The sequence below is a fragment of the Streptomyces sp. NPDC046197 genome (assembly GCF_040646295.1).
GTDB lineage: Bacteria > Actinomycetota > Actinomycetes > Streptomycetales > Streptomycetaceae > Streptomyces.
Genome location: NZ_JBEYZY010000034.1, coordinates 1 through 23,867, shown reverse-complemented (window position 1 = coordinate 23,867; position 23,867 = coordinate 1). Strand labels below are relative to the sequence as shown.

At 70.3% G+C, this 23,867-nt stretch carries 16 protein-coding genes, 6 pseudogenes and 1 riboswitch; of the genes and pseudogenes, 10 read left to right on the top strand and 12 right to left on the bottom strand.

The genetic code is table 11. The annotated features are described in order from the left end of the window. Positions 1 to 2: 2 nt before the first annotated feature. Positions 3 to 69, bottom strand: a riboswitch (guanidine-III (ykkC-III) riboswitch). A 161-nt stretch (positions 70 to 230) separates the two neighbouring features. Further along, a pseudogene (locus AB0A61_RS32955) lies at positions 231 to 494 on the top strand (SAM-dependent methyltransferase); the annotation flags it as partial. Then, positions 490 to 1,041: pseudogene (locus tag AB0A61_RS32950) on the top strand (PP2C family protein-serine/threonine phosphatase); the annotation flags it as partial. The pseudogenes AB0A61_RS32955 and AB0A61_RS32950, both read left to right, overlap by 5 nt. Positions 1,042 to 1,193: 152 nt before the next feature. Here AB0A61_RS32950 and AB0A61_RS32945 read toward each other — a convergent pair. Continuing rightward, positions 1,194 to 2,150, bottom strand: a complete 957-nt coding sequence (locus AB0A61_RS32945) for a hypothetical protein (protein ID WP_361300581.1) — start codon at positions 2,148 to 2,150, stop codon at positions 1,194 to 1,196. An 885-nt stretch (positions 2,151 to 3,035) separates the two neighbouring features. Here AB0A61_RS32945 and AB0A61_RS32940 point away from each other — a divergent pair. After that, the gene (locus AB0A61_RS32940; RefSeq protein WP_361300578.1) at positions 3,036 to 3,875 is read left to right on the top strand and encodes a G1 family glutamic endopeptidase; all 840 of its coding nucleotides are present in this window, start codon (positions 3,036 to 3,038) and stop codon (positions 3,873 to 3,875) included. Between the two features lie 65 nt (positions 3,876 to 3,940). On the opposite strand, the gene AB0A61_RS32935 is transcribed toward AB0A61_RS32940, so the two are convergent. Further along, positions 3,941 to 4,825, bottom strand: coding sequence for a hypothetical protein (locus AB0A61_RS32935; RefSeq protein WP_361300575.1), 885 nt, complete (start codon positions 4,823 to 4,825; stop codon positions 3,941 to 3,943). Beyond that, positions 4,822 to 5,334 (bottom strand): SigE family RNA polymerase sigma factor, encoded by a 513-nt coding sequence (locus tag AB0A61_RS32930; RefSeq protein ID WP_361300572.1) that lies wholly within the window; start codon positions 5,332 to 5,334, stop codon positions 4,822 to 4,824. Before AB0A61_RS32930 ends, AB0A61_RS32935 begins: the two co-directional genes overlap by 4 nt. A 293-nt stretch (positions 5,335 to 5,627) precedes the next feature. Between AB0A61_RS32930 and AB0A61_RS32925 the strand changes: the two genes are divergently transcribed. The 4 genes and pseudogenes from AB0A61_RS32925 to AB0A61_RS32910 all read left to right on the top strand — a co-directional run bounded on the left by AB0A61_RS32925 (position 5,628) and on the right by AB0A61_RS32910 (position 9,322). Continuing rightward, the gene (locus tag AB0A61_RS32925) at positions 5,628 to 5,912 is read left to right on the top strand and encodes a hypothetical protein (RefSeq protein WP_361300569.1); all 285 of its coding nucleotides are present in this window, start codon (positions 5,628 to 5,630) and stop codon (positions 5,910 to 5,912) included. An 843-nt stretch (positions 5,913 to 6,755) separates the two neighbouring features. After that, positions 6,756 to 8,012, top strand: a pseudogene (locus AB0A61_RS32920) (tetratricopeptide repeat protein); the annotation flags it as partial. A gap of 49 nt (positions 8,013 to 8,061) precedes the next feature. Next, a complete protein-coding gene (locus AB0A61_RS32915; protein WP_361300566.1) occupies positions 8,062 to 8,460 on the top strand; it encodes a tetratricopeptide repeat protein in 399 nt (132 codons plus the stop codon). A 181-nt stretch (positions 8,461 to 8,641) separates the two neighbouring features. Next, a complete protein-coding gene (locus AB0A61_RS32910) occupies positions 8,642 to 9,322 on the top strand; it encodes a 4'-phosphopantetheinyl transferase superfamily protein (protein WP_361300563.1) in 681 nt (226 codons plus the stop codon). Between the two features lie 54 nt (positions 9,323 to 9,376). Here AB0A61_RS32910 and sbnA read toward each other — a convergent pair whose 3' ends face one another. Genes sbnA through AB0A61_RS32885 form a run of 5 tightly spaced genes read right to left on the bottom strand, consistent with a single transcriptional unit; the run spans position 9,377 to position 17,619 of the window. Continuing rightward, on the bottom strand, positions 9,377 to 10,417 hold the full coding sequence (sbnA, locus tag AB0A61_RS32905; protein WP_361300560.1) for a 2,3-diaminopropionate biosynthesis protein SbnA: 1,041 nt from the start codon (positions 10,415 to 10,417) through the stop codon (positions 9,377 to 9,379). 53 nt (positions 10,418 to 10,470) lie between these two features. Next, a complete protein-coding gene (sbnB, locus tag AB0A61_RS32900; RefSeq protein WP_361300557.1) occupies positions 10,471 to 11,541 on the bottom strand; it encodes a 2,3-diaminopropionate biosynthesis protein SbnB in 1,071 nt (356 codons plus the stop codon). After that, on the bottom strand, positions 11,538 to 12,542 hold the full coding sequence (locus tag AB0A61_RS32895) for a TauD/TfdA family dioxygenase (RefSeq protein ID WP_361300554.1): 1,005 nt from the start codon (positions 12,540 to 12,542) through the stop codon (positions 11,538 to 11,540). The genes sbnB and AB0A61_RS32895 overlap by 4 nt, the downstream gene beginning before the upstream one ends. A 23-nt stretch (positions 12,543 to 12,565) precedes the next feature. After that, complete coding sequence (locus AB0A61_RS32890) at positions 12,566 to 15,136, bottom strand: amino acid adenylation domain-containing protein (protein WP_361300551.1); 2,571 nt, start codon at positions 15,134 to 15,136, stop codon at positions 12,566 to 12,568. Further along, on the bottom strand, positions 15,133 to 17,619 hold the full coding sequence (locus AB0A61_RS32885; protein ID WP_361300548.1) for a Pls/PosA family non-ribosomal peptide synthetase: 2,487 nt from the start codon (positions 17,617 to 17,619) through the stop codon (positions 15,133 to 15,135). Before AB0A61_RS32885 ends, AB0A61_RS32890 begins: the two co-directional genes overlap by 4 nt. A gap of 190 nt (positions 17,620 to 17,809) precedes the next feature. On the opposite strand from AB0A61_RS32885, the pseudogene AB0A61_RS32880 reads away from it, so the two are divergent. After that, positions 17,810 to 18,607, top strand: a pseudogene (locus AB0A61_RS32880) (DUF427 domain-containing protein). Between the two features lie 41 nt (positions 18,608 to 18,648). Here the strand turns inward: AB0A61_RS32880 and AB0A61_RS32875 are convergent. From AB0A61_RS32875 to AB0A61_RS32865, 3 genes are all read right to left on the bottom strand, one after another. Next, the gene (locus AB0A61_RS32875; protein ID WP_361300545.1) at positions 18,649 to 19,086 is read right to left on the bottom strand and encodes a cupin domain-containing protein; all 438 of its coding nucleotides are present in this window, start codon (positions 19,084 to 19,086) and stop codon (positions 18,649 to 18,651) included. Between the two features lie 44 nt (positions 19,087 to 19,130). Next, entirely contained in the window at positions 19,131 to 19,337 is a 207-nt protein-coding gene (locus AB0A61_RS32870) for a hypothetical protein (RefSeq protein ID WP_361300542.1), read from the bottom strand. A gap of 162 nt (positions 19,338 to 19,499) precedes the next feature. Beyond that, positions 19,500 to 21,314 (bottom strand): ABC transporter ATP-binding protein, encoded by a 1,815-nt coding sequence (locus tag AB0A61_RS32865; protein ID WP_361300539.1) that lies wholly within the window; start codon positions 21,312 to 21,314, stop codon positions 19,500 to 19,502. 504 nt (positions 21,315 to 21,818) lie between these two features. Here AB0A61_RS32865 and AB0A61_RS32860 point away from each other — a divergent pair. Together AB0A61_RS32860 and AB0A61_RS32855 are read left to right on the top strand one after the other, a co-directional pair. After that, positions 21,819 to 22,703: pseudogene (locus tag AB0A61_RS32860) on the top strand (ADP-ribosylglycohydrolase family protein); the annotation flags it as partial. Positions 22,704 to 23,363: 660 nt separating this feature from the next. Further along, entirely contained in the window at positions 23,364 to 23,555 is a 192-nt protein-coding gene (locus tag AB0A61_RS32855) for a hypothetical protein (RefSeq protein WP_361300536.1), read from the top strand. A gap of 81 nt (positions 23,556 to 23,636) precedes the next feature. On the opposite strand, the pseudogene AB0A61_RS32850 reads toward AB0A61_RS32855, so the two are convergent. Further along, a pseudogene (locus tag AB0A61_RS32850) lies at positions 23,637 to 23,867 on the bottom strand (metallophosphoesterase); the annotation flags it as partial.

The window sequence follows — 23,867 nt, the reverse complement described above, 5'->3', positions numbered from 1 at the left end:
GAAGTGCGTCGTCTTGGCAGGCCGGGTACGGCGCACATCTCGTCCGGGGCAGGCCCGACGAGCCTCCACGGCGACCGTATCACCGCACCGTGCCGGTCCAAGAAGGGCCGAGCCGGTACTTCGGCACGGTCCTGCGCAGCGACCGGCCGCAGCGACCGGCACACCTGTCAGCAACTACCGTCGGACACGGTCAAGTTGATACGCGAAGCTGTCGCCAACCGTCGCGGGCGAGAGGCTTCATGCGGCGGGCCGCCCGGCACGTCGTCGGCAGCGGGGTCCGCCTGCTCCTGGACATCGGTACGGGCCTGCCCACCTCGCCCAACGTGCACGAGACCGCCCAGGAAGTGGCGCCGGACGTGCGCGTGGCGTACGTCGACAACGCCCCGATCGTGAACGCCCACACAGACGCTCTGCTCGGCCACTCCGGCACCACCAGCGTCGTACTCGGCGACCTGCGCGATCCACGGGCGATCGTGGACCACCCCGACCGCCGCGGTCATCGGCGATGTCCAGGGCCACAGCACGAGTGCCGCCACTCTCATGGGTCAGGTCCGCACCGCGGTGCACGCCCACGCGACTGTCGGCGCATTCCCCGGCGAGGTGCTCGCCCGGACCAACCGCTTCCTCGGCGACCTCGAGTCCGGTCTGTTCACCAGTTGCCTCATCGCCCGCATCGACGTGTCCCGCCACCGGGCCTGCCTCGCCAACGCCGGGCATCCTCCACCCCTGGTGCGGCACCCTGACGCCCGTACCGAGATCCTCGAAGTCCCTCCGGGCCTGCTGCTGGGCATCGACCCCGACAGCGACTACCCCACCACCGAGATCCCCCTTCCGCCCGGTACCGTGTTCGCCCTCTACACCGACGGACTCGTCGAGACCCCCGGCACCGACATCGGCGCAGCCATCGCCCACCTCGCCGCGCGACTCGCCGAGGGCGACGACGCCACCCTGGACGCACTCGCAGACGGCCTCGTCGCAGATGCCGCCTCCCGCAACAGCAGCGACGACATCGCGCTCCTCCTCGTCCGTCCCCACTCCTGACCGGCCGTCAGTGCGACCGGTGGTCGACGGAAAGCGTGATCAAGACAGTGGTACACCGACGCGTCGTGACACCGTCCCGCCCTGCCCGCCCGGCCGGAGCCTTGCTGCCGGCGGGCCGTACGAGCGTTCCCGCGCGCTGCACCCCGGATCGCTCACAGGACGGCAGCGGCCCTGCTCTGTGCCTGCGCGAACTCGCTCACGGGATCGCCATCGACGCGCCAGGGCCAGGCGGTGACCGTGCCACCGAGTGCCTCGAAGACCGGACGGGCCTCGCGCCGCCGTTCGGCCGCCATCAGGGCGTAGGCAAGGAGGTTCAGGTCGGCAAGGGCGGCGGCATGGCGCAGGAACGCCGGCTGGACCCACGAGTGGACCGCGCGTTCCAGAGCCCGGGCCGCCGACGCCTGGGACCAGTGGTTGCGTGCCACGAGCGCTTCCAGTCCGCCCCGGGCGACGACAGCGTGGTACTGCAGGACCTGGGCCGTGAGCTCCGTCGCCGCGCAGGCCGCGTTGGCCGGCATACGGGCGGACAGGGCGTCGACGAACTCCAGCACCTGGAGGCGTGATCCGGACTCCTCCGGGGTGAGGTAGGCCAGCATGCTCAGGTATGCCTCACGGTTCCAGCGGTCGCGTGCCAGCACCTCGTTCCACACCCCGTACACCTGTGGCTGCTCCCAGCGCTCCAGGCGTGACACACCGAGCAGCACCACCCACGGCGTCGGGTCTTCCGGTGCGAGATCGGCAGCCCGGAAACAGGTCTCGGTGACGGCGGCCGCGTCTTCCAGCCGCCCCCGCGAGCGGCCGCGTGTGAGTTGCGTCCATGCGTGCAGGACGTGTGCGCTCGCATCGTGCGGCTCACGCGTGGCCCAGGCCGACGCCAGGTGGGACTCGGACAGGTAGTCCGCCAGGACGGACAGACGGTGCGTGCGGCGGTCCCAGCCACCCGTGTCCTGGTTCAGGAGGCGGGACATCTGGGCCAGACACAAGTCCGTCGTCGCGATCGTGCCAGTTCTGGTGATCGCCAAAAGGGACTTCAGCAGCTTGCCCAGGGCCTCGTCGTCGAGTTCCGGGGCCAGGCGCGCCCTTCTGCGACGGCTTGAAAGAAATGCCATGAACGGAGGTTAGAGGAGTCCAGGACCCAGACAAGACATGCGTCTGGATCGTTATGGGTTACACGTCTCACCAGGCGTTACCTGCTCGTATGGCGAGACGCGTGCACTTGGCGCCGGGCGCGGGCGGCGGGCCTTCCCCCCGGTCGCCGGCGGCGAGATCCAGCCAGGCGGCCGTCCCGCCCCGGCGAGGTGACCGCGCCGACCACTCGTCAAGTCGCGCGTGGGTGGCACGGTTGGGCAACCGGAGCTCGGGCTCGGGAGCTTCCGAGGGGATGCGGGAACAGATTTTCTAGAACCAGCCACGCGTTCCCAAACCGGTCCATAGGATGCATCCATCGCGCCGCTCGCAGCGGGCGTGTGCGCACGGCAGTGTCATGTACACGACGGGGGATGCATGGACGGGCTGTTCGTCTTCGGTATGGGCTTCCAAACCGCTGGGGTTCCGACCGCGAGGTCGTGATCGGCAGTTCGGCCGCCGGTGCCGCGGCGACGCGCACGGCAGCGGCCGAAGTCACGTGTCTCGCCGGCCCGGCACCTGTCCCCATCGGCAAGCGGCCTGGGCGTGAAGGCGCCTGAGCCGCTGATGTCTTCGTCCCACACCGAAGGAGCAACATGAGGATGTCACGGGCAGTAATGGGCTCGAATGTCCGGAAAGTCTTAGTAGTCGCCAGTTCGATGGTGGTCGCGGCTGTCGCATGCGTCGCGACCCCCGCGGACGCCGCACCGGCGGCCGACGCGGCACCGGCCAAGGGGTGCCAGACCCTCAGAGCCACACGGACACGTCTCATCGGCGCGGACGGGAAGACCGTCTCGCCGTCAGCGGCGTCAGCCGTGCGGGCCGCGGCCGCGAAGGAGCTGACGTACCGTCTGCCGGGCGGTGCGACCATGTCGACGACCGTCCCGCCCCAAGGCTTCCGGCCGCAGACCGCGGCCCCCGCGACGGCACGCGCCTACGGCTTCAACGCCCCGGACGCCCCCACGGCGCTGGCGGCATGGCGGGCGAGATACAAGGGGTATCGCGCGACCGTCCCCTCCGTGCCGTGCCTGGCACCGTCGCGCAAGTCGTCACTGCGGGTCTCCTACAGCAGCAACTGGGGCGGCTACGTCGCCACCGGGCACTCCAACTACAACGAGGTCTACGACGACCAGAACATCCCCACCTACTCCGCCGCCTGCGGCTCCAACAGGAACACGATGGCCTCCCCGTGGATCGGTCTGGGCGGTTACGGGGGATCCACCAAGCTGATCCAGCAGGGCTTCGACGCGGGCTCCTCGGACACCGCCACCACCGGTGCCCGCATGTGGTACGAGTACCTCAACGCCTCGCACCAGAATCCGCTCGTCTACATCGGGTCCACGAAGCGGACCGGCGACGTCATCTCGCAGTACATGACCTACGGCTCCGGAAAGGCCGTCTTCCACTGGTACGACCGGACCACCGGATCCGGCTGGTCACCGGTCACCGTGTCGGGCCTGTCGGGGTACTACGACGGGCGGACCGCGGACTTCATCACGGAGCGGCCGTTCGGCAGCCTGCGCAAGTTCAGCCGACAGACGTTCAGCGCCGCCGGTGCCAGGTACGGCAGCACCTTCAAGGACCTCTTCAAGCTGTCGACCACCGAGGTGCGGCTGACGACCAACGGCGCTTCCTCCGGTGCCGCCATGTTCACCAACACCCACTCCACGTCCAGTTCGTTCTACCAGACCTGGAAGCGCTGCTCCTAGCCGCAAGGAGTCGGCACTGCCGGTACGCCGGGAGCGGCTCTACGCTCCCGGCGGCCACCGGCACCTCACGTGCCCGGCCGGAGCCTCACCTTCTGGCCACCGGCGGTGACCGCATACCTGACGGTCGAGCCTGCCTCGGTGACCGCGCAGCGGATGGCGACGGTGCCGCCGGGCACACCGGACAGAACCTCCTCGGGGTTCTGGTTCGTCGCGGACTCACGCTTGTCGCGGACCCGTTCGACGGTGGTGAACGTGCCCGCAAAGGCGGCACCGTGTCCGAGCCCCTTCTCGCACACGGAGGCCGGCGACCTCGTCGCGGTGTCCTCACGCCACAGCGCGACGAGGCGCCTGTGGCTGTCCAGGAACCGCAGCGTTCGAGCGGACGTGCCGCCCGGCTCGTCCACGACCACGTACGCGGTACGGGCGACCGCCCCCAGGAGATCGGGTGTCGGCGTCGTCAGCATCGGGCAGGACTGACCGCGCCGCGGCGGCAAGGTGGCAGCGAACGAGCCGTCCGGATGCAGCGTGAATCCGGCGCCGACCAGCGGGCCGCAGGCCCTGTTCACCTGCCACGTGTCCGGGGACCCGTCGGCGCCGATGACGATGTTCGCCGGAAGGCCGCCGACGTCGCGCCACGACGAGACGTCGCGGCCGTCGACCTGAACGGCGATCCAGCGCCCGGTGAGACGTTCGGCGCCCAGGGCCGGCCCGCGGACCTGAGGAGCAGCCGTGGTGACGCTCCTGTCGTGCCTCATCTGTGTTGCCACGGCCACCGATCCGGCGACGGCAACGACGCAGGCGCATACGCCGGCGACGGCGAGCCACCGGCGCCGGCGCCGCTTCGAGCCCACCCGGACCGCCTCGTCGATGTCGATGTGGTCGGCAGGAGCAGTGATGCTGATGGCCGCGATCCGCGCGGCGAGATCTTCCGGCGCCTTGTCGGGGTTCACGCTGCTCCTTCGGTCTTGGCCGGTCGTGCCCGGAGCCGGGAGCGCAGGGCCTCCAGGCCACGGCTCGTCTGGCTCTTGACGTTGCCCGAACTGGTCTTGAGCAGGTTCGCGGTCTGCTCGATGGACAGATCCTCGAAGAAGCGCAGCACGAGGACGGTCCGCTGGCCGACCGGGATCGCGAGCAGGGCGGCGATCAGATCGTCGTCACGCTCGTCGATGCTGGTGTTCGGGTGCGAGCCCAAGGTGGCCACGTCGGCCTCGCTGATCTCGCGTCGGGCCGGCCGCCGTCGGTAGTCGGTGTTCAGATTGCACAGGATCCGATGGACGTACGCACGCGGATCACCGCCTGCCACCACTCTCTCCCACCTGGAGTAGAGCCGTCCGAGCGCGTCCTGGACCAGGTCGTCGGCCAGGTACCAGTCGCCGCAGAGCAGGAACGCCGTCGTACGCAGGCGCGTCCGATGCTCGAGCACCCAGGCACGGAAGGCCGCCTCGCGGGAATCCGTCACGCTCCTCCTCGTCTCACGCATCGGCGCGTTGCCTGCATCGGTCCCCAGCCGACCCAGGTCCCCTCCTTCCACACGTCCTACACGGAATCCGGTCCGCCAAAGGTTGCACACGGCTTCGAGCTCGTCGCCGTGTGCGGGCGCAGAGGTCGCGCCGGAGACCCGAAGCCGCCGTTCGGATCACCGACGGCGGCCCTTCCGGTGATTGCCGGGCGCCTCGCGAGCAAGGCGGCTGCCGCAGGGGTAGGGCGTGTCAAGGAGACGACGGACCGCAGAACCCCTGGAGGAGACCAGTCATGTACGCAGCAATCCGACGCTATGAAGGCGTGACCGATCCGGCCGAGGCCGCACGGCTCGTGAAGGAGGGGTTCGTGCCGCTCATGCGCCAGATCCCCGGCTTCGTGGCCTACTACTGGCTCGATGCCGGGAACTCGGTGATGGTGTCGACCAGCGTCTTCCAGGACAAGGCCGGTGCCGATGAATCGATCTCGCGGGCGTCGGACTACGTGCGGGACAACCTCGCGTCGCTGATGCCCAACCCGCCCCAGGTCATGGCCGGGGAGGTCGTGGCTTCCGCATAGCCTCGATCCGTTGCGATCAGGATGTGGCATCCCGGCTGCCGGACCCGCGCCGCACCCTATAGTCGGCTGAGTGGACCTGGCGACGGCGCTCACCGTGGTGGGGACTGTCGCGGGCGTCATGAGTGTGGCTGTGGCGATCATTCAGCTTCGGCAGCCGACGGCTCCCGCGCCGCGCAGCGACCCCGGCACGTCCCCAGGACACGGCGCGGCGTGCACCCCATGTGGCCGACCCCGGTGCTGCCCAGCAGGGGACTTCCGGCACGGCACACGTGGCACAGACACTGAGCCCGCCGACCGGTCGACTGGGCGAGGTGCACGGACGAGAAGCTCAGCTTGAACTGCTGAGCAGGTGTCTGCGCGAACCCGATGGCCGTTTCCGGGTACTGGGCGGTCTGGGCGGCACGGGCAAGACGACTCTCGCCCTCGCGTTGGCCGAAGGTGCCGAGCACCAGGGCCGCAAGGTGTGGTGGGTGTCCGCCACCGAGCAGAGATCGCTCACCGGTTCCCTGCTCGGGCTGGCCCTCGCCCTCGGGGCGCCGCCGGCCCAGGTGGCGGAGGCCAGGGCGGGAGCCCGCAACGCCGCCGATGTTCTGTGGGACAGGCTGGAGCGGGAACAGGGCTGGTTACTCGTCTTCGACAACGCGGACGACACCGCCGCCCTGGCTCTCGGAGACGCTTCCGTAGGAGATGGCAGCGGGTGGCTTCGCGCGACGTGTTCGGGTCTGATCGTTGTCACCAGCCGAGTCGTGGACCCCGGAGTCTGGGGTCGGCACGCCGTCATCGAAGCGGTCCCGTGCCTGGAGGCCGCTGACGGCGCCCGGGTCCGCCAAGAGCTGGCTCCCCATGCCGGCGCTCCGGCAGAGGCGCAGGTGCTGTCCCAGCGCCTTGGCGGCCTGCCCCTGGGGCTTCACCAGGCCGGCGTCTACCTGGGGTCGCCTTGCGGCCGAGCGCACGTTCAGCGCCTATCTGGAGGCGCTCAACGATCGCTTTCCCCTTCTGATGAGCGCCGGAGGAGACCCCCGTTCGGAGGTGACACACACCTGGGAGTTGTCCCTGGACGCCCTGGAGGCCCAGGACACGGGGCAGGCCCGGCCACTGCTGAGGGTTCTGTCCTGCTACGCGCCCGCGGTGGACGTCCCTTCCGCGCTTCTGTCTCTGCAGGTACTGGGCGACAGCCTCGGCTTGACGGACACGTCCGTGCGAAGGGGACTGGAGGCATTGCTGTCGGTGGGCCTCGTCGAACTGGCCGCGCCCGCCGGGACAGAGGGAACCGCCGGCGTCGTCGTGCACCCGTTGGTGGTGGCCTCCAGCCGCCAGCACCTGGACGTACGGTCGACGACGACCGCCGCCCGGGCCCTGCGAGTCGCCGCCGACGACCTGCGGCAGGACAGCCCCGAGGACTGGCCCACCTGGCTGCGGCTACTTCCGCATGTGCTGTCGCTCCTCTCCCTGCCTCCCGCGGCAATGGACGACGAGGGGCTCTCCGCCGTCGCGTGGACCGTGGTGCGTACCTGCTCGGCACTGAGGTGGAGCGGAGCATGGTCGGCTCCGGAAGGAGTCACACGCGCTGCCCTCCGCCAGGCGGACGTGCTCGGTCCCGGACACGAGGCGGTGCTCGGCCTCCGCTGTCAACAGGCCCTCGCAGCCCTCTACCAGGGGCGCTGGGCGGAAGCGGAGACGCAGCTGGGCGACATTCTGAGGGGCCAGCTCGACGCCCTGGGCCCGGAACATCCCGCCACCCTGGCGACGCGTCAAGAATGCGCACACCTGCTCCTGGAACAGGGACGACTGGCTGAGGCCGAAGCGGCCTGCCGCGATGTGCTGAAGGACCAACTCGGGGTACTGGGACCGGATCATCCAGAGGCCCTTGCCACGCGCCACTGGTTGCTGCGGGCCATCGGCGAGCAAGGGCGCCGCTCGGAAGCGGAAGCGGGATACCGCGACCTGTTGCAGACACGGATCCGGGTGCTCGGCCCTGACCATCCGTACACCTTGATGACCTACAACAACCTGGGCCTGCAGATCGTCGAGCAGGGGCGCTACGCGGAAGCGGCGCTGATCTACGAGGAACTGGTCGAGACCCGCGTACGCGTCTTCGGCGCCCAGCACCCCCTACACCCTCCAGGCTCGCTCCAACCGGGCCGCAACCATGACGGAACTGGGCCGCTTCGCGGAAGCGGAGGCGGAACTGCGCAGCGTGCTGGACATGGAGAGACGGGTACTCGGAGCCAGCCATGTGAACGTCCTGGACGCACGCTACGAACTGGCACGGGCGGTGGCGGCGCAGGGGCGCCACGCGGAGGCCGAGACGGAGTTGCGTGAAATCGTCGAGGCGGAGACCCAAGTGCTCGGACGTGATCACCATCTGACGGGCGACGCCCGATTCGCCCTCAGCCGGACACTGGCCCGGCAAGGCAGGCTTCCGGAGGCAGTCGCGGAGCTTCGGGACCTCCTGGCCGTGCAGACGCGCACCCTGGGCCCGGAGCACCCAAGAACCTCGGCGACGCGGGAGAGCCTCGCCGCCCTGGAAACCGGCGCACCCTTCTGAACCTGACGGACGCCGAGCCGGACGGGAACGCCGCGATCGGGTGGCACAGCTCTGCGCGGTACGCAGTCGCTCACGGGAAGGTGCACGACAGACACAGGTGGGCGAGACTGCTGCTATGGCGTGGCCCTCGCTCCCTCCTGGGCAGGCCCGAGGCTCCGAGTGCGGGTGCCCGAGACCGGAGGTGTCGATCGCCGAGCTGCTGCCGGCCGTCGCGCGGGCCGCGCAGATCGTCGGGCACGACTGCGAGGTTCAGCTCCTGCCGGAGGAGGCCGCGGCGCTGGGGCGGGTGGCGGAGCCGAGGAAGCGGGAGTTCGCCGCGGGCCGGATCTGTGCCCGGCGCGCACTGCGAGCACTGGGGCGACCGGCCGTCGCGATTCCGATCGGAGCGCATCGCGAACCTGTGTGGCCGCAAGGGGTCGTCGGCAGCATCACGCACTGCCCCGGCTACTGCGCCGCGGCCGTGGCGCCGGAGCGGGACCTGGCGGCCGTCGGCATCGACGGCGAGCCGCACGAGCGATTGCCGGACGATGTCCTGGGTGAGATCGCCAGCCGGGCCGAGCTGGCGGCTCTCGATGCCCTGCCCCGGGGCAGTGTCCACTGGGGCAGGGTCCTGTTCAGCGCCAAGGAGAGCATGTACAAGGCGTGGTTCCCGCTCACCTTCAAGTGGCTCGACTTCACCGATGTGTCCGTCACCGTGGACTCGTCCGACGGGACCTTTCACGGGCGTCTGCTCGAGCCCGCGATCGCCGGGACGGCGCCGACCCGGTTCGACGGGCGCTTCGTGGTGCGCGCCGGCCTGGTGCTGACGGCGGTCGCGGTGGCACGGTCCGGACCGCTGGTGCCGGCCGCGCCGGGACGTTAGCAGGCCGTGGCAGTCGCAAGAGCACGCCGTTCGACCGTCCAACCCGTCATCCGTTCAACAGGGACTGCGGCGCCCGGGTGCGGGGGACTGCGCCGACGGTGCCGGCCGGACGTCACGAGGACCGGAACGGGCCTGCGCGTCGGAGCCCAGGACGTCGTCGCCGTAGAGATCCTGTATCCAGTTGGCTTGGTAAACGGTGTCGAGATAGCGCTCGCCGAGGTCCGGGGCGATGGCCACCGCGGTGAGGGCCTGTGTGTGGCGCTGGGTCAGCCAATCGATCGCCCCGCTGACCACGGTGCCCGTGGAGCCGCCGAAGAGGAAACCGTGCCGTGCCAGGCGATGGCAGGCCCGGATGGTGTCGGCCTCCTCGACCTCAATGGCCTCGTCCACGTACGAGGTGTCGAGCAGTGGCGGTCGTATGCTCATGCCCAGCCCGGGAAGCATCCGGCGTCCGGGCGGCCCGCCGAAGGTCACCGAGCCGACGGTGTCGACCGCGACGATCCGCACATGCCGGTGCCAGTGCCTGAACCAGCGGGCGCAGCCCATGAGCGTTCCGGCGGTGCCCGCGCCGACGAACAGGACGTCAAGTTGCGGGAACCAGCGTGCGATCGCCGGTGCCGTCCTGTGGTAGTGCGCCTTCCAGTTGTTCGCGTTGGTGTACTGGCTCAGCCAGACGTACCGCTCGTCCGCCACGCACCGCGTGCGGACGTAGTCGAGACGAGCGCCGAGGAAACCGCCGTCGGGGCTGGGCTCGGTGACGACGTGGACCCGGGCGCCGAGCGCCTCCATCAACAACCGCGTCGACAGGTTGCAGCGCGAGTCCGTCACACACAGGAACTGGTAGCCCTTGCTGGCCGCTATCACGCTGAGAGCCACGCCCATGTTGCCCGACGAGGACTCCACCAGGACCGAGTCGGGCGTGATGACGCCGGTCCGCTCCGCGGCCTCGACCATCTCCGTCGCCGGCTTCAGCTTGATCGAGCCGGCGAAGTTGAAGCCCTCACACTTCAGGAACAGCGGAGAACCGAAGATCGACTGCAGGTCGACGTAGAGGTCCTCCTCGTTGAAGCTGTAGGGCTCGGATATGACTGGCACGATGGCCTCCGTGGGTTGAAGAGCCGCTCGGCGCCGGTTGTGCCGGCGGCCGCTCATCCGTAGCGGTTCAGCTCGTGGAAGAAGTCCGGGACGACGTGCAGCTCTCCGGACCCGGCGACCTGGTCGTAGACGTACTTGCCGAGGGCCAGGTCGAGTACTCCCAGGCCGAAGGGCGAGAAGACCACGGGACGGTCCGGTGGCGGTGTGACGCGCCCGGCCAGGACGTCCTCCAGGGTGCCGTCGAGGAACTGGCGGTTGCCGGTGAGCTGCTCGGTCAGATGCGGTGATGTCTCGGCTCGCAGGCAGTGTTCGACGTCGTCGACGATGTTGGCCGACGCGAGCAGAACCGCGGGCGCCAGGTCGCGCAGCGACACATGGAGTACGAGTGGGCCGTGGGCGAACCACGCCGGGTCGTGGATGTGGGGTCGGGGTGCGACGGTGGCGAAGACCACCAGGTCACTGAGGCGGATCACCTGCTCGGCGTTGTCGTGCACGGTGATCTGCCCGACGGCCCCGGACTGTTCCAGGCAGCATCGGAAAGCTGCCGCGTTGGCGTGGGACAGGTCGAACACGCCGACATGCTCGAACGACCAGCCGGTGCCGGCCAGGAACGTGTGAATGTAACGGGCGATCAGCCCTGTGCCGACGAAACCGATGCGGGTGGGGCGCGGCCGGTGACGGCTGAGCCGGTCGGCCGCCAGCGCGGCCAGCGCCGCCGTACGGGAAGCGCTGATGATGGAGCTCTCGAGGCACGCGAACGGGTAGCCGGTGTCGTGGTCGTTGAGTATGAGCACCGCCGATGCCCGAGGGATCCCGGCCGTGACGTTGTGCGGGAAGCTGGAAATCCACTTGAGGCCGTCGACCGGTGTCTCGCCGCCGATGGACGCGGGCAGCGCGATGATCCGGGAGGACGGGCGGTCGTCGAACCGCAGGAAATAGGAGGGCGGGTTCACCGAACCCCCTTCGGCGTGCAGCCGGTAGGCGGCCTCGACCAGCTCCACGATGCGCTGTTCGCGGCCTTGCAGCACACGCTGCACCTGCGCGCCGGAGACGACGGCGAAGGGCGGCACCCGCAGCGGCCCGGACGCGGTGAGCCGGGGCGCGGGGGAGTAGGTGGTGGTCATGATGGGATCACCTCCACGGTCGGCGAGCAGTCGGCCAGTCGCACCGCGTCGGCCAGGGCCGCGACGACGTCGCGCGGTCCCTCGTAGGCCTCTCTGCTGTGGGCGGTGCGCACGTTGTCGACGAGCAGGAGGTCGCCGTTGCGCCATGGTTCGCGCACGGTGTGGGCCTGGTAGACCTTGTTGATCAGGTCGACGGTGTCCGGGGACATCGCATCGCCGTTCCCGTAACGGGTGTTGAACGGCAGTCCGTCGCCGCCGTAGAGATCCACCAGGTACTCCCGTATCTCCGGATCCAGCGTCCATTCGCTGAGGAACGCGATCTGGTTGAACCAGCAGCGCCGCCCCGTGACGGGGTGATGGATCACGGCGCTGCGGTGCTGCGTGGTACGCAGCCCGCCGTCGGGCTGCCAGGCGAACTCGATCGCGGTGGTGCGGCAGTAGTCCTCGACGGCCGCTCGGTCCTCGGTGCCGAACGCCTCGGCCCAGGAGGCGCCGATGTCTTCGTTGTAGTTACGGGTGAGCAGCCATCCTTCGTGCTCGAACCGCTCGACGAGCGCGTCGGGCAGGGCATCGAGCACGGTCGGCGAGTCGGCGAGGGCGGTCGCACCACCGCTGGTGGGAGCGCTCAGGCACACGAACTGCAGCATGGCCGGGAACCGGAGGGCGTAGCTGAGTTCGTGGTGCATGCACATCTGCTGGTTGGGCGGCCACTTCGACGACGAGTACACGCCGTTGCCGTAGGCGCGTCGTGCGGCGAACGCCTCCCTTTCGTCCATCAGGCTGCTCGCCAGCCGTGTCAGGACCGAGGTGGCCTTGGACAGGTCGTCCAGCCCAAGACCGCGCACCAGCACCGCGCCGTGCTCGGTCACCAGGCTCCGGAGCGTGTCCCGGTGTTCGGCCGCCCAGCAGGACGGATCGTCGGCCGGGCCGGTCGTCAGTATCGGCAGGTGGCCGATCCGCAGGTCCGGCTCGAGTGGTCGTGCGGTGGATGAGGACGACATCGCGCATTGCCTCCGGTAGCGGTTCACGAAACGGTCCGGGACGGTGCGACCCTGGCGTCGAGCAGGCGGGCCAGGTCGGCGAGGACCGGATGTCGGGTGAGGTCCTTCAGGGACACCGTGCGGTCGAGGCGGATGGCGAGCTGGACCGCTGTCAGTGAGGTGCCGCCGTCGTCGAAGAAGTGGTCGTGCCGGCCGACCCGGTGCCGGGGGATGCCGAGCACCGCGGCCCAGGCGGCGGCCAGCCGCTCCTCGGTCGGTGTACGCGGTGATGCGTCGGACCCTGTGTCCGTCGCCTCGTCGGTGCTGCGGGAAACAGTGCCGTCGAGGTCCGCCGCGAGCGCGTTCAGCGCCCTGCGATCGACCTTGCCGTTGGCGGTCAGGGGGAGGTCATGGCGCCAGTGGAAGGCCGAGGGGACCATGTAGGCGGGCAGCCACCGGCCCAGTTCGTCCCGCATCTCGCCGTCCGGGAGCGGGAAATCACCGCAGCAGAAGGCCACCAGGCGGCCGCCCCGGTCGCCCTGGGTGACCGCGACCGCGCCGGCGTGCACGCCGGGCACTTTGAGCAGGGCGCTTTCGACCTCCTCGATTTCGATGCGGAAGCCGCGGACCTTGACCTGGCTGTCCCGGCGGCCGAGGAAGTCCAGCTTGCCCCCGGGCAGCCAGCGGCCGTAGTCGCCGCCTCGGTAGAGCCGCTCGCCGGTGCCGTAGGGGTCGCCGGTGAAGGACTGGCGCGTGCGCTCGGGATCGTTGACGTAGCCGCGGCCGACGCAGACTCCGCAGAAGACGATCTCGCCGGGGGCGCCGAGCGGGACCGGCGACAGGTTCTCGTCGACGACGCGGACCTGCACGTTGTGGATGGGGCGGCCGAGCGGGATCCGCTCGCCGTCCGGAATGCGGTCCATGACCTCGTGGTTGGTGTCGTCCGAGGTCTCCGTGAGCCCATAGGCGTTGACCAGCCTGATCCCGGGCTGGACGGAGAACCAGCGCTCCACGAGGTCCTTCTTCAGGGCCTCGCCCGTGACCGACACACAGTGCAGGTCGGGCAGCCGGCGCGGGAACCGCTCAAGGACGGAGACCACGGCGTCGAGGTAGGAGGGCACGGCCTGCAGGACGCCGACCCGGCCCTCGGCGATGGTGTCGAGATAGCGGGGGACGTCCAGGATCACCTCTTGAGGGACCAGCAGGGTCCGCCCGCCCACCAGCAGCGCCGCCAGCAGCTGCCACAGGGAGATGTCGAAGCACTGGGGCGCGGTCTGGGCGACGACCTCGCCGCTGCCGATCCGCAGGTCGTCGATCTTGGCATGGATGTGGTTGAGCATCCCCGCGTGCTCGCACATCGCGCCCTTCGGCTGTCCGGTGGAGCCGGAGGTGAAGTAGATGTAGGCCAGCTGGTCCAGGGACACGCCGAGGCCGAGGTCGGCGGCCGTGTCCGCCTCCGCGTACGCCGTGTCGATCAGCAGGGTCCGTACGACGGGCAACGTGCCGACGGCGGGGGAGAGGTTGCTGGTGCTGCCGGGCTCGGTCAGTACCAGCAGGGACCCGGCGCGGGAGAGCGTGTTCGCGATGCGTTCGGCGGGGAAGTGCGGCTCGATGGGCAGGTAGACGCATCCTGCCTTGAAGACGCCGAGGACGGCGGCCGCCCAGTCCGGGTCGCGCTCCGTCACCACCGCGATGACGTCCTCCCGGCCGGCCCCACGCCTGAGCAGAGCCCGCGCCACGCAGTTGGCACGCTCGTTGAGCTCCGCGTACGTCCACCGCCGGGCCCCGTGCACGACGGCCACGGCGTTCGGTTCGTCCTGGACGCGCTGCTCGAACAGGGTGTGGACACAGCACTGCGGGAGCTCGCGCCGGGAACCGGCGAGCCCGTCCAGCTGGAAGCGGATCTCCTGGGCGGACAGCAGGCTCTGCGACCCGTGGCGGGCGTCCGGATGGGCGGCCATCGAGGTCAGGGCGGTCAGGTGGTACCCGGCGACGCGTGCGGCGTACGGGGCGTCCAGCGCATCGCGGCGGTACCGCAAGCGCAGGACGGCGCCGCCGTCGTGCCATGTCCACGCGAGCTGCAGCACGGTCCCGGCGGGGAGATCGTCACCTCGCACGGCCCTGCCCCGGTGGTCGGCAGGGAGCGGATCGAAGGAGGCCTCGCTCAACGGTCCGGGCAGGCCCACCTCACGTTCGAGGTTCTCGACCGGGAAGTGCCGGTGCGCCAGCAGGTCCGCTTCGGCACGCCTGGCCTCTCGTACGAGTGCCGCCCACGACGGGGGCCCAGTCGTCAGCCTGCACGGCAGCGGCCGCCGACCGGGCTCGGCGAGGTAGCCGGTCGTGACCTCGCGCTCGCCGGACAACGCCGCCAGCACTTTGGCATGCGCCGCCAGCAGGACCGTGCCGATCGGCACGGCCAGGTCATCGGCCAGCCGGTGCACCGCGGCCATGACCCTGTCGGGGATCATCGTCTCGTGCTCGGCAACGCCCGGCACCGGCGCGGCGGACCAGCGCGGAATGGCGGTGATCCCGCCCTCGCCGAGCACGGACCGCCAGAAGTCCTGGTCCTCGGGGTCCTCGGGCCGGAGCGTACGGCGGCCGGGTGCGACGGTCATCGGCTGCACCTTCCCGCGTCCTCGTGGTCCCGAGCCAGGTCACGGGCCGGATTCCCGCCCCACCGGGAGCGCTGGGGGACCACCTCGCCCTTCATGAGGAAGGAGTCCGGGGCGAGCTCCGCGCCGTCACCGACCACCACGCCGTAGTGGACGAACGCCCCGACTCCGAGCGTGCAGCCGTTGCCCAGCGTGGTGTGGTCGGACTTGAACGTGCCGTCCTCCTGCGAGTGGCACTGGATGACGCTTCCCGCGTTGAGCGTGCAGGCGTCGCCGATGGCCGCCATCGTCCGCTCGGTCACGTAGCAGCCGTCGTCGAAGACCCTGCTTCCGATCCGGACGCCCAGGAGCCGCCAGATGACGTTCTTGAAGGGGGTGCCGTTGAAAATCCGCAGATAGGTCTCCGAGGGCACCTTCCAGTAGCGCTCACGCCACCAGAACCGGGGGTCGTAGATCGAGCAGTACAGGGCTCCCGGAGGGCGCGCCGCCGTGACGCAACGCTCGACCAGGACGAAGTAGACCGGGGTGTAGACCAGAACGAGAACGTCGGCCAGGCCAACGGCCGGGGCGCCGAGCCCGGCGTACAAATCCCCCGCCCCGGCGGCGAGCAGAGCGGCACCGAGAACGTAGATCCACCGCGACAGCAGGTACCACCCCATGGTGGCCGCGTTGTGCTTGTTCTTCGCCGCGAGGCCGCGCCGGAGCTCCTCGCCGCTGCGCAACCGGTCGAATCGGCTGTCGCGCAGCACCGAACGCGGGATCTCGAAACTGGGAGAGCCGAGCAACCCCACGCCTTCCCGGATCTCGCCGTCGATCGGCACCATGACCTTCGTCGCCAGAAGGCAGTTGTCACCGGTGCGCGCCCGCGCCGGGAAGGCGATCCGGTTTCCCAGGAAGCTGTGCGCCCCGATCGATGCGCGGGACACCCGGAACGCGGTACTGGAGAAGTCGGCATTCACGATCGACAGGCCGTCGGCGACCATCGTGCCGCTGCCGACGGAACTCAGGAAGGGGGTTTCGTGCCGCACCTCCGTGCCGAAGTTCGACCCCGTCTGCTCGATGTGGAAGAACTGGTAGCCGATGGCACGCAAGTAGTGGACGATGCAGGAGCTGTCACCGAACAGACGGGTGAGGATCCGCCTGTTGGTCAGCCGGAAAACTGCCCGGTGTATCGAGTAGCGCCATCCGTACAACGGGTAGTCACGGTCCGGCACGAGCGCATGGGCGAGCAGGCGGGGCAGGATGCTGAGGAGCAGCAGGCCGATCGGGACACCGCAGAAGACCAGCACGGCGGCGGCAATGGCGGCCTGCCGGTAGAACGTCCCGCTGGCCAGGACCGCGGGGCCCGGCTGCATGATCGTTTGCAGTTGCGGGACCCCGACCAGGAGCATGACCACGCCACCGATCATGATCGGCACGTAGGCGAACAGCGTGACAACCAGCTGCATGACGCTGTGCACGGCTCTGCGCACCGTGGCGTGCGGCATCTCGCCCACCACCTGGAAGTCCACCTCGGTCCGCTCCGCCGGGGACCCGTGCCAGCGCTCACCGTCGGGCACCTGCTGTCCGCTGTGCAGCGAGGAGGCGTGCCCCAGCTGGGAACCGTCGCCCAGCGCGGTCCCGATGTCGATCACCGTGGCCTCGCTGATCAGCGCCGATCTTCCGATGCTGACCGGGCCCGGCTCGATGACACCGTGGTGCGCCCGGTAACAGGAGAAGAACGAGTCCTTCCGGATGACCGTGCTCTCACCGATGGTGAGCAGGTCGGTGCACACGGGGACATTGCGGGAGAGGAGCACGGTACCGCGCCCGATCCTGGCGCCGAGCGCCCGCAGGTAGAGCACATACAGCGGCGAACCGACGAAGAGGACCAGCGGATCGGTACGGATCAGGGTCCGGACCACCCAGAAGCGGACGTACCCCAGGGACCATATGCGGATCTGCCGCGGCTTCCACCGGCCGACCAGCGCCCACTTCACGATGACGGGCAGGGCGCACAGCCCCACGAAGCCGGCGGCGCCGAACAGGACCGACCTCAGGTACACATCCAGCACGTTCGACCCGTTGGAGATCCACTCGTATCCCGTGGCGCTGGCCAGCGCCACCAGGTAGGTGTAGCCGAGGAAGGCGAGGACCTGCAGGACTCCGCACAGAACGTAGTGGGTCATGCCCGCCATGGCGTCGGGCGTCGGTTGCCGGGCCTGCGACTCCTGGTCCGTGGGGAGCTGGACCACGGGGTGCTGGGCGGCCGGGGGCGGGGCCGGGGACTCGGTGTCCGGGACGGCTGCGGCCAGCCCGCTGATCGTGGGGTGCTGGTATACGTCCTTCATCGACACCGAAGGCAGATCGGCCCTCTTGCGCAGCCGCGCGCAGAAGTGCGCCATCACGAGGGAATCTGCGCCGAGGTCGTCGAAGAAGTGACTGTCGACCGGCACCTCCTCGGTATGTACGACCTCGGCCAGTACTTCCGCCAGAGCGCGCTCCATATCGGGGTGCGCGTCAGTCGGGGGAGGTCCCGCACCGGCCGCCGGTGCCTCCCGGACGCCGGGTGAGCCCCCCGGCCGGCCTTTGTGGGTACCACTTTCCGGTGCCCTTGAGGTGAGCCTCGCATCGGACGTCATAACTTCTATACGGAGGACTTGGGCGGATGTATTGGACAGCCAGGGCTTTTCTCACATGACGAGCATTCATCTCATAAGTCAGACGGAGGTGCGGGGGCCGACCGCTGAAGTGGTATTGACAGGTCAGGTGGTCTGGAAGGAATGCTGCTGCACGAGCCGGGCCGCTACCCCCGTCGCCCACTTCCCGCGCCAAGACCTCGAGCCGCGGTGTCTGGTCGGCCGCGGCAAGGTCACGCACCACAAGGACCTGGGTGACACCGCCTGGTACGCGGTGCGGGCCGGCGACCGCGCCACGGAACGCGCCGCCTGGGAGTTCACCGCGCTTCCCGCACACGCCTGTGCACTCCAAGGCCGTATCGCGTTCGCGTGGCGCGCGATGGACGCCTTCTACGAGGAGGGCGAGCGCATCCAGGGGCACGCCGCGGACCCCTACCACCGCATCGACATCCGCACCACCTCACGGACCATCGAAGTCCGCCACGGCGACACCGTGGTGGCCCGCTCCGCGCGCCCCCTGGTGCTCTTCGAGTCCGGATTCGCGCCGCGTTGGTACGTCCCGCGGGCCGACACCGACGAGACTCGGCTGTGACCCGTTGAAGGCCGGACCTTCTGCCCGTACATGGGTCTGGGCGACTACTACGACATCGGCGAGGCACGCCGTGCCGCCTGGTCGTACCGCGATGCCTACCGGGAGGCCGACCGGATCGGTCGCCTGGTGTCATTCGAGCCGGACCAGGTCGAGGTCCGGCTCGACGGCGAGCGCCTGGAACCGGAGCCCGGGCAGAAGGTCGTTCCGCACGGCGTCGACCGTGGTCTGGACGTCGACGAGCTCCGGACCCGCTGGGCCCCCTGAGACGTTCGCCCGGACGGTCACCGCCTCGACGCCCGCGCCGGTCAGGGCATCTCGAAGTCGCGCACGTCGAAGCCGGGGGCGACGACGCAGGTGACGAGCACGGGCCGGTCGCCGACGGGCTCGGCGGTCTGCCAGACCGTTGCGGGGACCACGAACTGGGGCACCTCGCCGTGTGCCACGTCGCCGCCGAGCGTGACCGTCCCGGCGGCCGTCTCGTCGGGGGTGGAGCCACTGCCGCCCAGCCGCAGGCGAAGGGGTCCCTCCCCGTGCCACAGCCACATTTCGTCGGAGCGGACCCGGTGCCAACGGGACACCTCCCCGGGGTGCAGCAGGAAGTAGATGCCGGTCGCGTAGGGCCGGCTGCCGTCGTAGCCGGCGGGCACGGCCTCGGCGGCCGTCCGCCAGGTTTCCCTGAACCACCCGCCCTCGACGTGTGGTTCGAGGCCGAGGCGGGAGACGAGTTCCGAAGGGTGGGTCATGGGCACATCCTCCCGCAGCGGCCCCGGGCCCCGGCCGGGCGGTGTCAGTGCACCCAGACGTCCGGGCCACCGCCCCGCCACTCGATCCCGCCGTACGCCCGCACGTACGCCTCGTCGGCTTCGCCGAACCCGGCCCGGCGCAGGAAGTCGGCGACGTCCAGCAGCCCGTAGGCCATGCCGAGGAACTGCTCGCCCACCCGGACTCGCCGCCCTCCGTCCTCGGCGGGTGGGTACACGATCACAGCGGCCATGTCCCCAGCGTCACCTCGCGCCGGGGCCACCGCATGCGGGAAGGGTCCTCCCAGGTGGTGCCGGGTCATACGGCCGGGGGACGACCGGCGCGGGGCCAGGCGTTGCTGCTTACGGGGCGCGAGCACGGCCCGGTCGTCACCAGGCGCGACAGCGGGCCCGCGTCAGTGCAGGTCGGCCGCTGCCGGTGTGTCGTCGAGGAAGCCCCCCGACTGGTGCTGCCACAGCTTGGCGTAGGCGCCGTCCGAAGCGAGCAGTTCCTGGTGCGTGCCCTGCTCGACGATCCGTCCGCGGTCAAGGACGACGAGCCGGTCCATCCTGGCGACGGTGCTCAGCCGGTGCGCCACCACGAGCGCCGTGCGGCCGTCCATGAGCTGCCACAGCGCTTCCTGGACGAGGATCTCGCTCTCGGAGTCCAGGGCGCTGGTCGCCTCGTCGAGCAGCAGGATCGGCGCGTCACGCAGGATCGCCCTGGCCAGGGCGACCCGCTGCCGCTGTCCCCCGGACAGCTTGACTCCACGCTCGCCCACCATGGTGTCGAAGCCGTCCGGCAGTGTGTCGGCGAACTCCGTGACATGGGCCGCCTCGGCGGCGCGGCGGATCTCGGCGTCGGTGGCGTCCGGCCGGGCGAACGCGATGTTGTCCCGCAGCGTGCGGTGGAACATCGCCGGGTCCTGCGGTACGTAGGCGATCAGGCTGCGCAGGTCGGCCTGGCGCACCCGGCTGATGTCCTGCCCCCCGATCAGGATCCGACCGCCGTCGATGTCGGTCATCCGCAGCAGCAGCCGGGTGAGCGTGGTCTTGCCGCCGCCGGACCGGCCGACCAGACCGATCTTCGTCCCACTGGGCACGGCCAGTTCCAGGCCCTCGAAGAGGCGCTTGGCACCGGCGTGGGCGAAGGTCACCTTCTCGAAGCGGATGTCGGCGGCCGTCGGCCGCAGCGGCTCCGGCGACGCCGGGTCGAGCACGGTGGGCGGCGTCAGCAGCAGGTCGGTGAACTGCGCGGCCTCCGTCATGGAGCTCTCCAGGCGGCGGTAGATCTGGTTGAACTCGAACATGATCCGTGTCGCGTTGGTGTAGTACGTGAAGGCGACCACGACCGCCTCCACGCCGTGGCTGCCACCGCCGAGCGTGACCGCGAGCAGCAGGCCCAGCGCGTTGGTCAGTACGGACATCGGTGCGACCAGCGTGTCGATGCGCAGGTTGCCGTAGTCCCACGACCGCAGCATGAGCCGCCGCGACTGTGCGACGCGCGACCGGTGCTCCGCGGCCTCGAGCCTCTCGGCGGCGAACGCGCGGACCGTGTCCATGTTCGTCAGGCTGTCGGCGACGTGGCCGGACACCCGGGCGATGGCCTCCTCCCGCTGGTCGACGAGGGCTTGGCGGCGGCGGATGAGGGGTGCCACGCACAGCGCCGTCGACGCGATCATCGCCAGGAGCCCGACGACGAGCAGCGGTTGGTAGCGCCACAGCACCACCGATCCGAACACCAGCGGCACCACGCTGCCCACCACCGAGAACGTCAGCGTGTCGACGAACTCCTCGAAGCGGGAGGCGAAACTCAGGACTCGCTTGGTCAGCGACCCGGCGAAGTTGTCGTGGAAGAACGCGGCGTCCTTGGCGAACAACTCGTCCATGCCGATCACATACAGGCGCTCGATGCCGAGGGCGTCGAGACGGTTCAGGCAGTGCAGGCCGATGCGCCACAGCGCCTCCGCGAGCAGCAGGACGCACGCGAAGCCGAGGACATAGGGCAGCGCGGAGCCGACGGAGACACCGGCATCGCCGGCAATGCGGCCCACGAGCTTTGCGACGACCAGCGGAGCGATGTAGTTGATGCCGATGTTGCCCAGGGCGGGCAGCAGCATCGCGGGCACCGTGAGTCGCCGGAGGCGGGCCAACTCCCGCCCGTAGTAACGCAGTGCGAGGAGCACCGAGCCCCTACCCGGCGCACCCTCGCGCGATCCGAACGATCCCATTCCACCCCCGTGTCGTGTACGGCGGCCGACGCCTGCTTCCGCGCGGAGAAGCCGGTGTTCCACCGGCCGTGCGGAGCGTCGGTTCGAGTGAGCCGCCCTCGCCCGGCAAGCGCCGTGGCGGGAGGGCATGACGGCGGAGCCCCCACGCGGCTCTGGCGAGGTGTTCGTCGAGTACGAGGGGACCGACCAGGAACCGCAGTGTCGCGCGGCGGCGCCCGCGGAGTCCAAGCGTTTTCCGGTCGGCCGCATGCGCCCGGGCGTCGGAGCCGGAGGCACCACCGCCGCTGGGCCGAGTGCCGGCCAGGGCGACTGCTGCGCGGTGCCGGTAATTGCTGTGGCGGTCCGTGAAGGGGGCTTGGCAGGATGTTCGGGATGTCCGCCGAGCCTTTCTCCCTCGACTCCTCCCTCGACTCCTCCCTCGACTCCTCCCTCGACTCCTCCCTCGACTCCTCCCTCGACTCCTCCCTCGACTTCTCCCTCGGCACTTTCCTCGACCCGTCCGCCATCCGCTCCTTCGATCACCGCTCCGCCGCCCGCGATGCCCTGCGCGGCTTGACGGTGGGTGACTCCTTCGGCGCCCAGTTCTTCGTACCGGACAACCTTCCTGGCCTGCGTGAGCGGCGGTTGCCCGCCGCGCAGTGGCCGTGGACGGACGACACGGAAATGGCCTGCTCGGTCTTCGAGGTGCTGCGCCGACGCGGCAGCGTGGACCAGTACGAACTGGCGCAGGGCTTCGCGCGCAGGCACGACTTCGACCGCGGCTACGGTCCGGCGACGAACCGGCTGCTGCGCCTGATCCGCGAGGGCGGAAGGTGGCAGGAACTGGCCGCGGGGCTGTTCGACGGACAGGGGTCATGGGGCAATGGGGCCGCGATGCGCGTGGCGCCGCTGGGGGCCTGGTTCGCCGTGGACCTGACCGAGACGGCCGTGCAGGCCGGCCGGTCGGCGCGAGTGACGCACACCCATCCGGAGGCGGTGGCCGGTGCGGTGGCGGTGGCGGTGGCCGCCGCGTGCGCTGCCCGCGGGCGTGTCCGGCCGGTGACCGGAGCCCAGTTGCCGGCAACGGTGGAGAAGCTGACACCGGCGGGGCGGGTGCGGTCGGGCGTGGCCGAGGCGCGGGAACTGCTCGGTCAGCCCCACGCCGAGTATGCGGCGCACCGGTTGGGCAACGGGCGGCGGGTGAGTGCGGCGGACACGGTGCCGTTCGCCCTGTGGTGCGCGGCCCGGCACCTGGAGGACTTCGCGGAGGCGCTGTGGGCGTGCGCGTCGGTGGGCGGGGACGTGGACACCACCTGCGCGATCGTCGGCGGGATCGTCGCTGCCCGGGTGGGCACGGCGGGAATGCCCGCCGTATGGCGGGCTGCCTGCGAGGCGCTCCCGGAGTGGGTCGCGGAGGGCGAGCTCGGCCAGGACCTCGGCCGTGCCGGGTTGCGTCGCGAGCTGACGCCGCTGCGCCGCCCCGAGCCGATTGCCGTACCGGAGCTGGTGTGGACCCCGGGGCAGTGGCAGCGGGTCCGGCACGGAGTGCGGTCGCTGAGCATGGACGAGAAATGGGAGGCGTACCTGGAGGGCGACCGACTGATGCTGCACCGGAGCGGAACCGGCCGCGGCATCTACCGGGTGGCCGTGGCCGAGGAGGCGACGGGCCGGCGGCCGGTTGCGGCATGGGTCGAGTCGGACCCGGAGCTGTACCGCCGCGGTCACGACGAGACGGAGAGCGCCTTCCTGGAACTCTTCCTGCGTGCCTGGTACATGGACGACCCACGACCAGAACTGTGGCAACGCAACCGGGAGTTGCGCCGCGCCGAGGGGTGAGGGGGGATTCCCGGAGGGCGGGTCCGCGCGGGCGGCCATGGAGCGGCGGCCGGCTGCGCGGCTTCGGCCGATGTGCCGACGCCTGCTCGGCCCCGGCCGGGCCGTGCGGCGGCCGTTCGGGCGGTGCGGCGTCGCCTGATCTCGGCCGCCTGCCAGACGGCGAGGAGCAGCAGTGTGCCCGTTTCGGCCACGAGACTCAGCAGGGCCTGCGGCGCGGGCTGCAGACCGCTTTCGGTGAATCCGGACACGCCCACCGTGCGCGAGGCGGCGAAGCCGCCGAGGGCGCCCAGCGCCGTACCGGCCGCCGCGACCCTCAGCAGCGGCGGCATCCCGATCAGCAGCAGAGCGGCGACCGCGAAGGAGACGCTCGCCTGGAGCAGGAACAGCGGGCCGACGAGGTGGATGAAGCGGTACTCGTCGACATAGAGCTGGGCGTGGACGAATCCGCTCCCGGCGACAGCGGCCGCTGTGGCGGCCGCAGGGCCGGGGCGAGGAGTGTCCCGGTGCTCATGCCAGCCTCTGATCCTTGATGGCCAGTTCGCGGTCGCCTTGGCGGTAGCCGACGCTGCGGATGCCGAGTGCCTCTTTGAGCTGCCGGGCAGGGATGACCTGCGGGGTGGGGGCGGGGGCGCGGCCCGGCTTCGGCAGGGGGTAGGCGGTGGTGGTGGCGGAGTGGAAGGTGATGTTGCCCTCTGTCTTGGTGAAGAGCTGGTGGACGTGCCCGTTGAGACAGGTGAC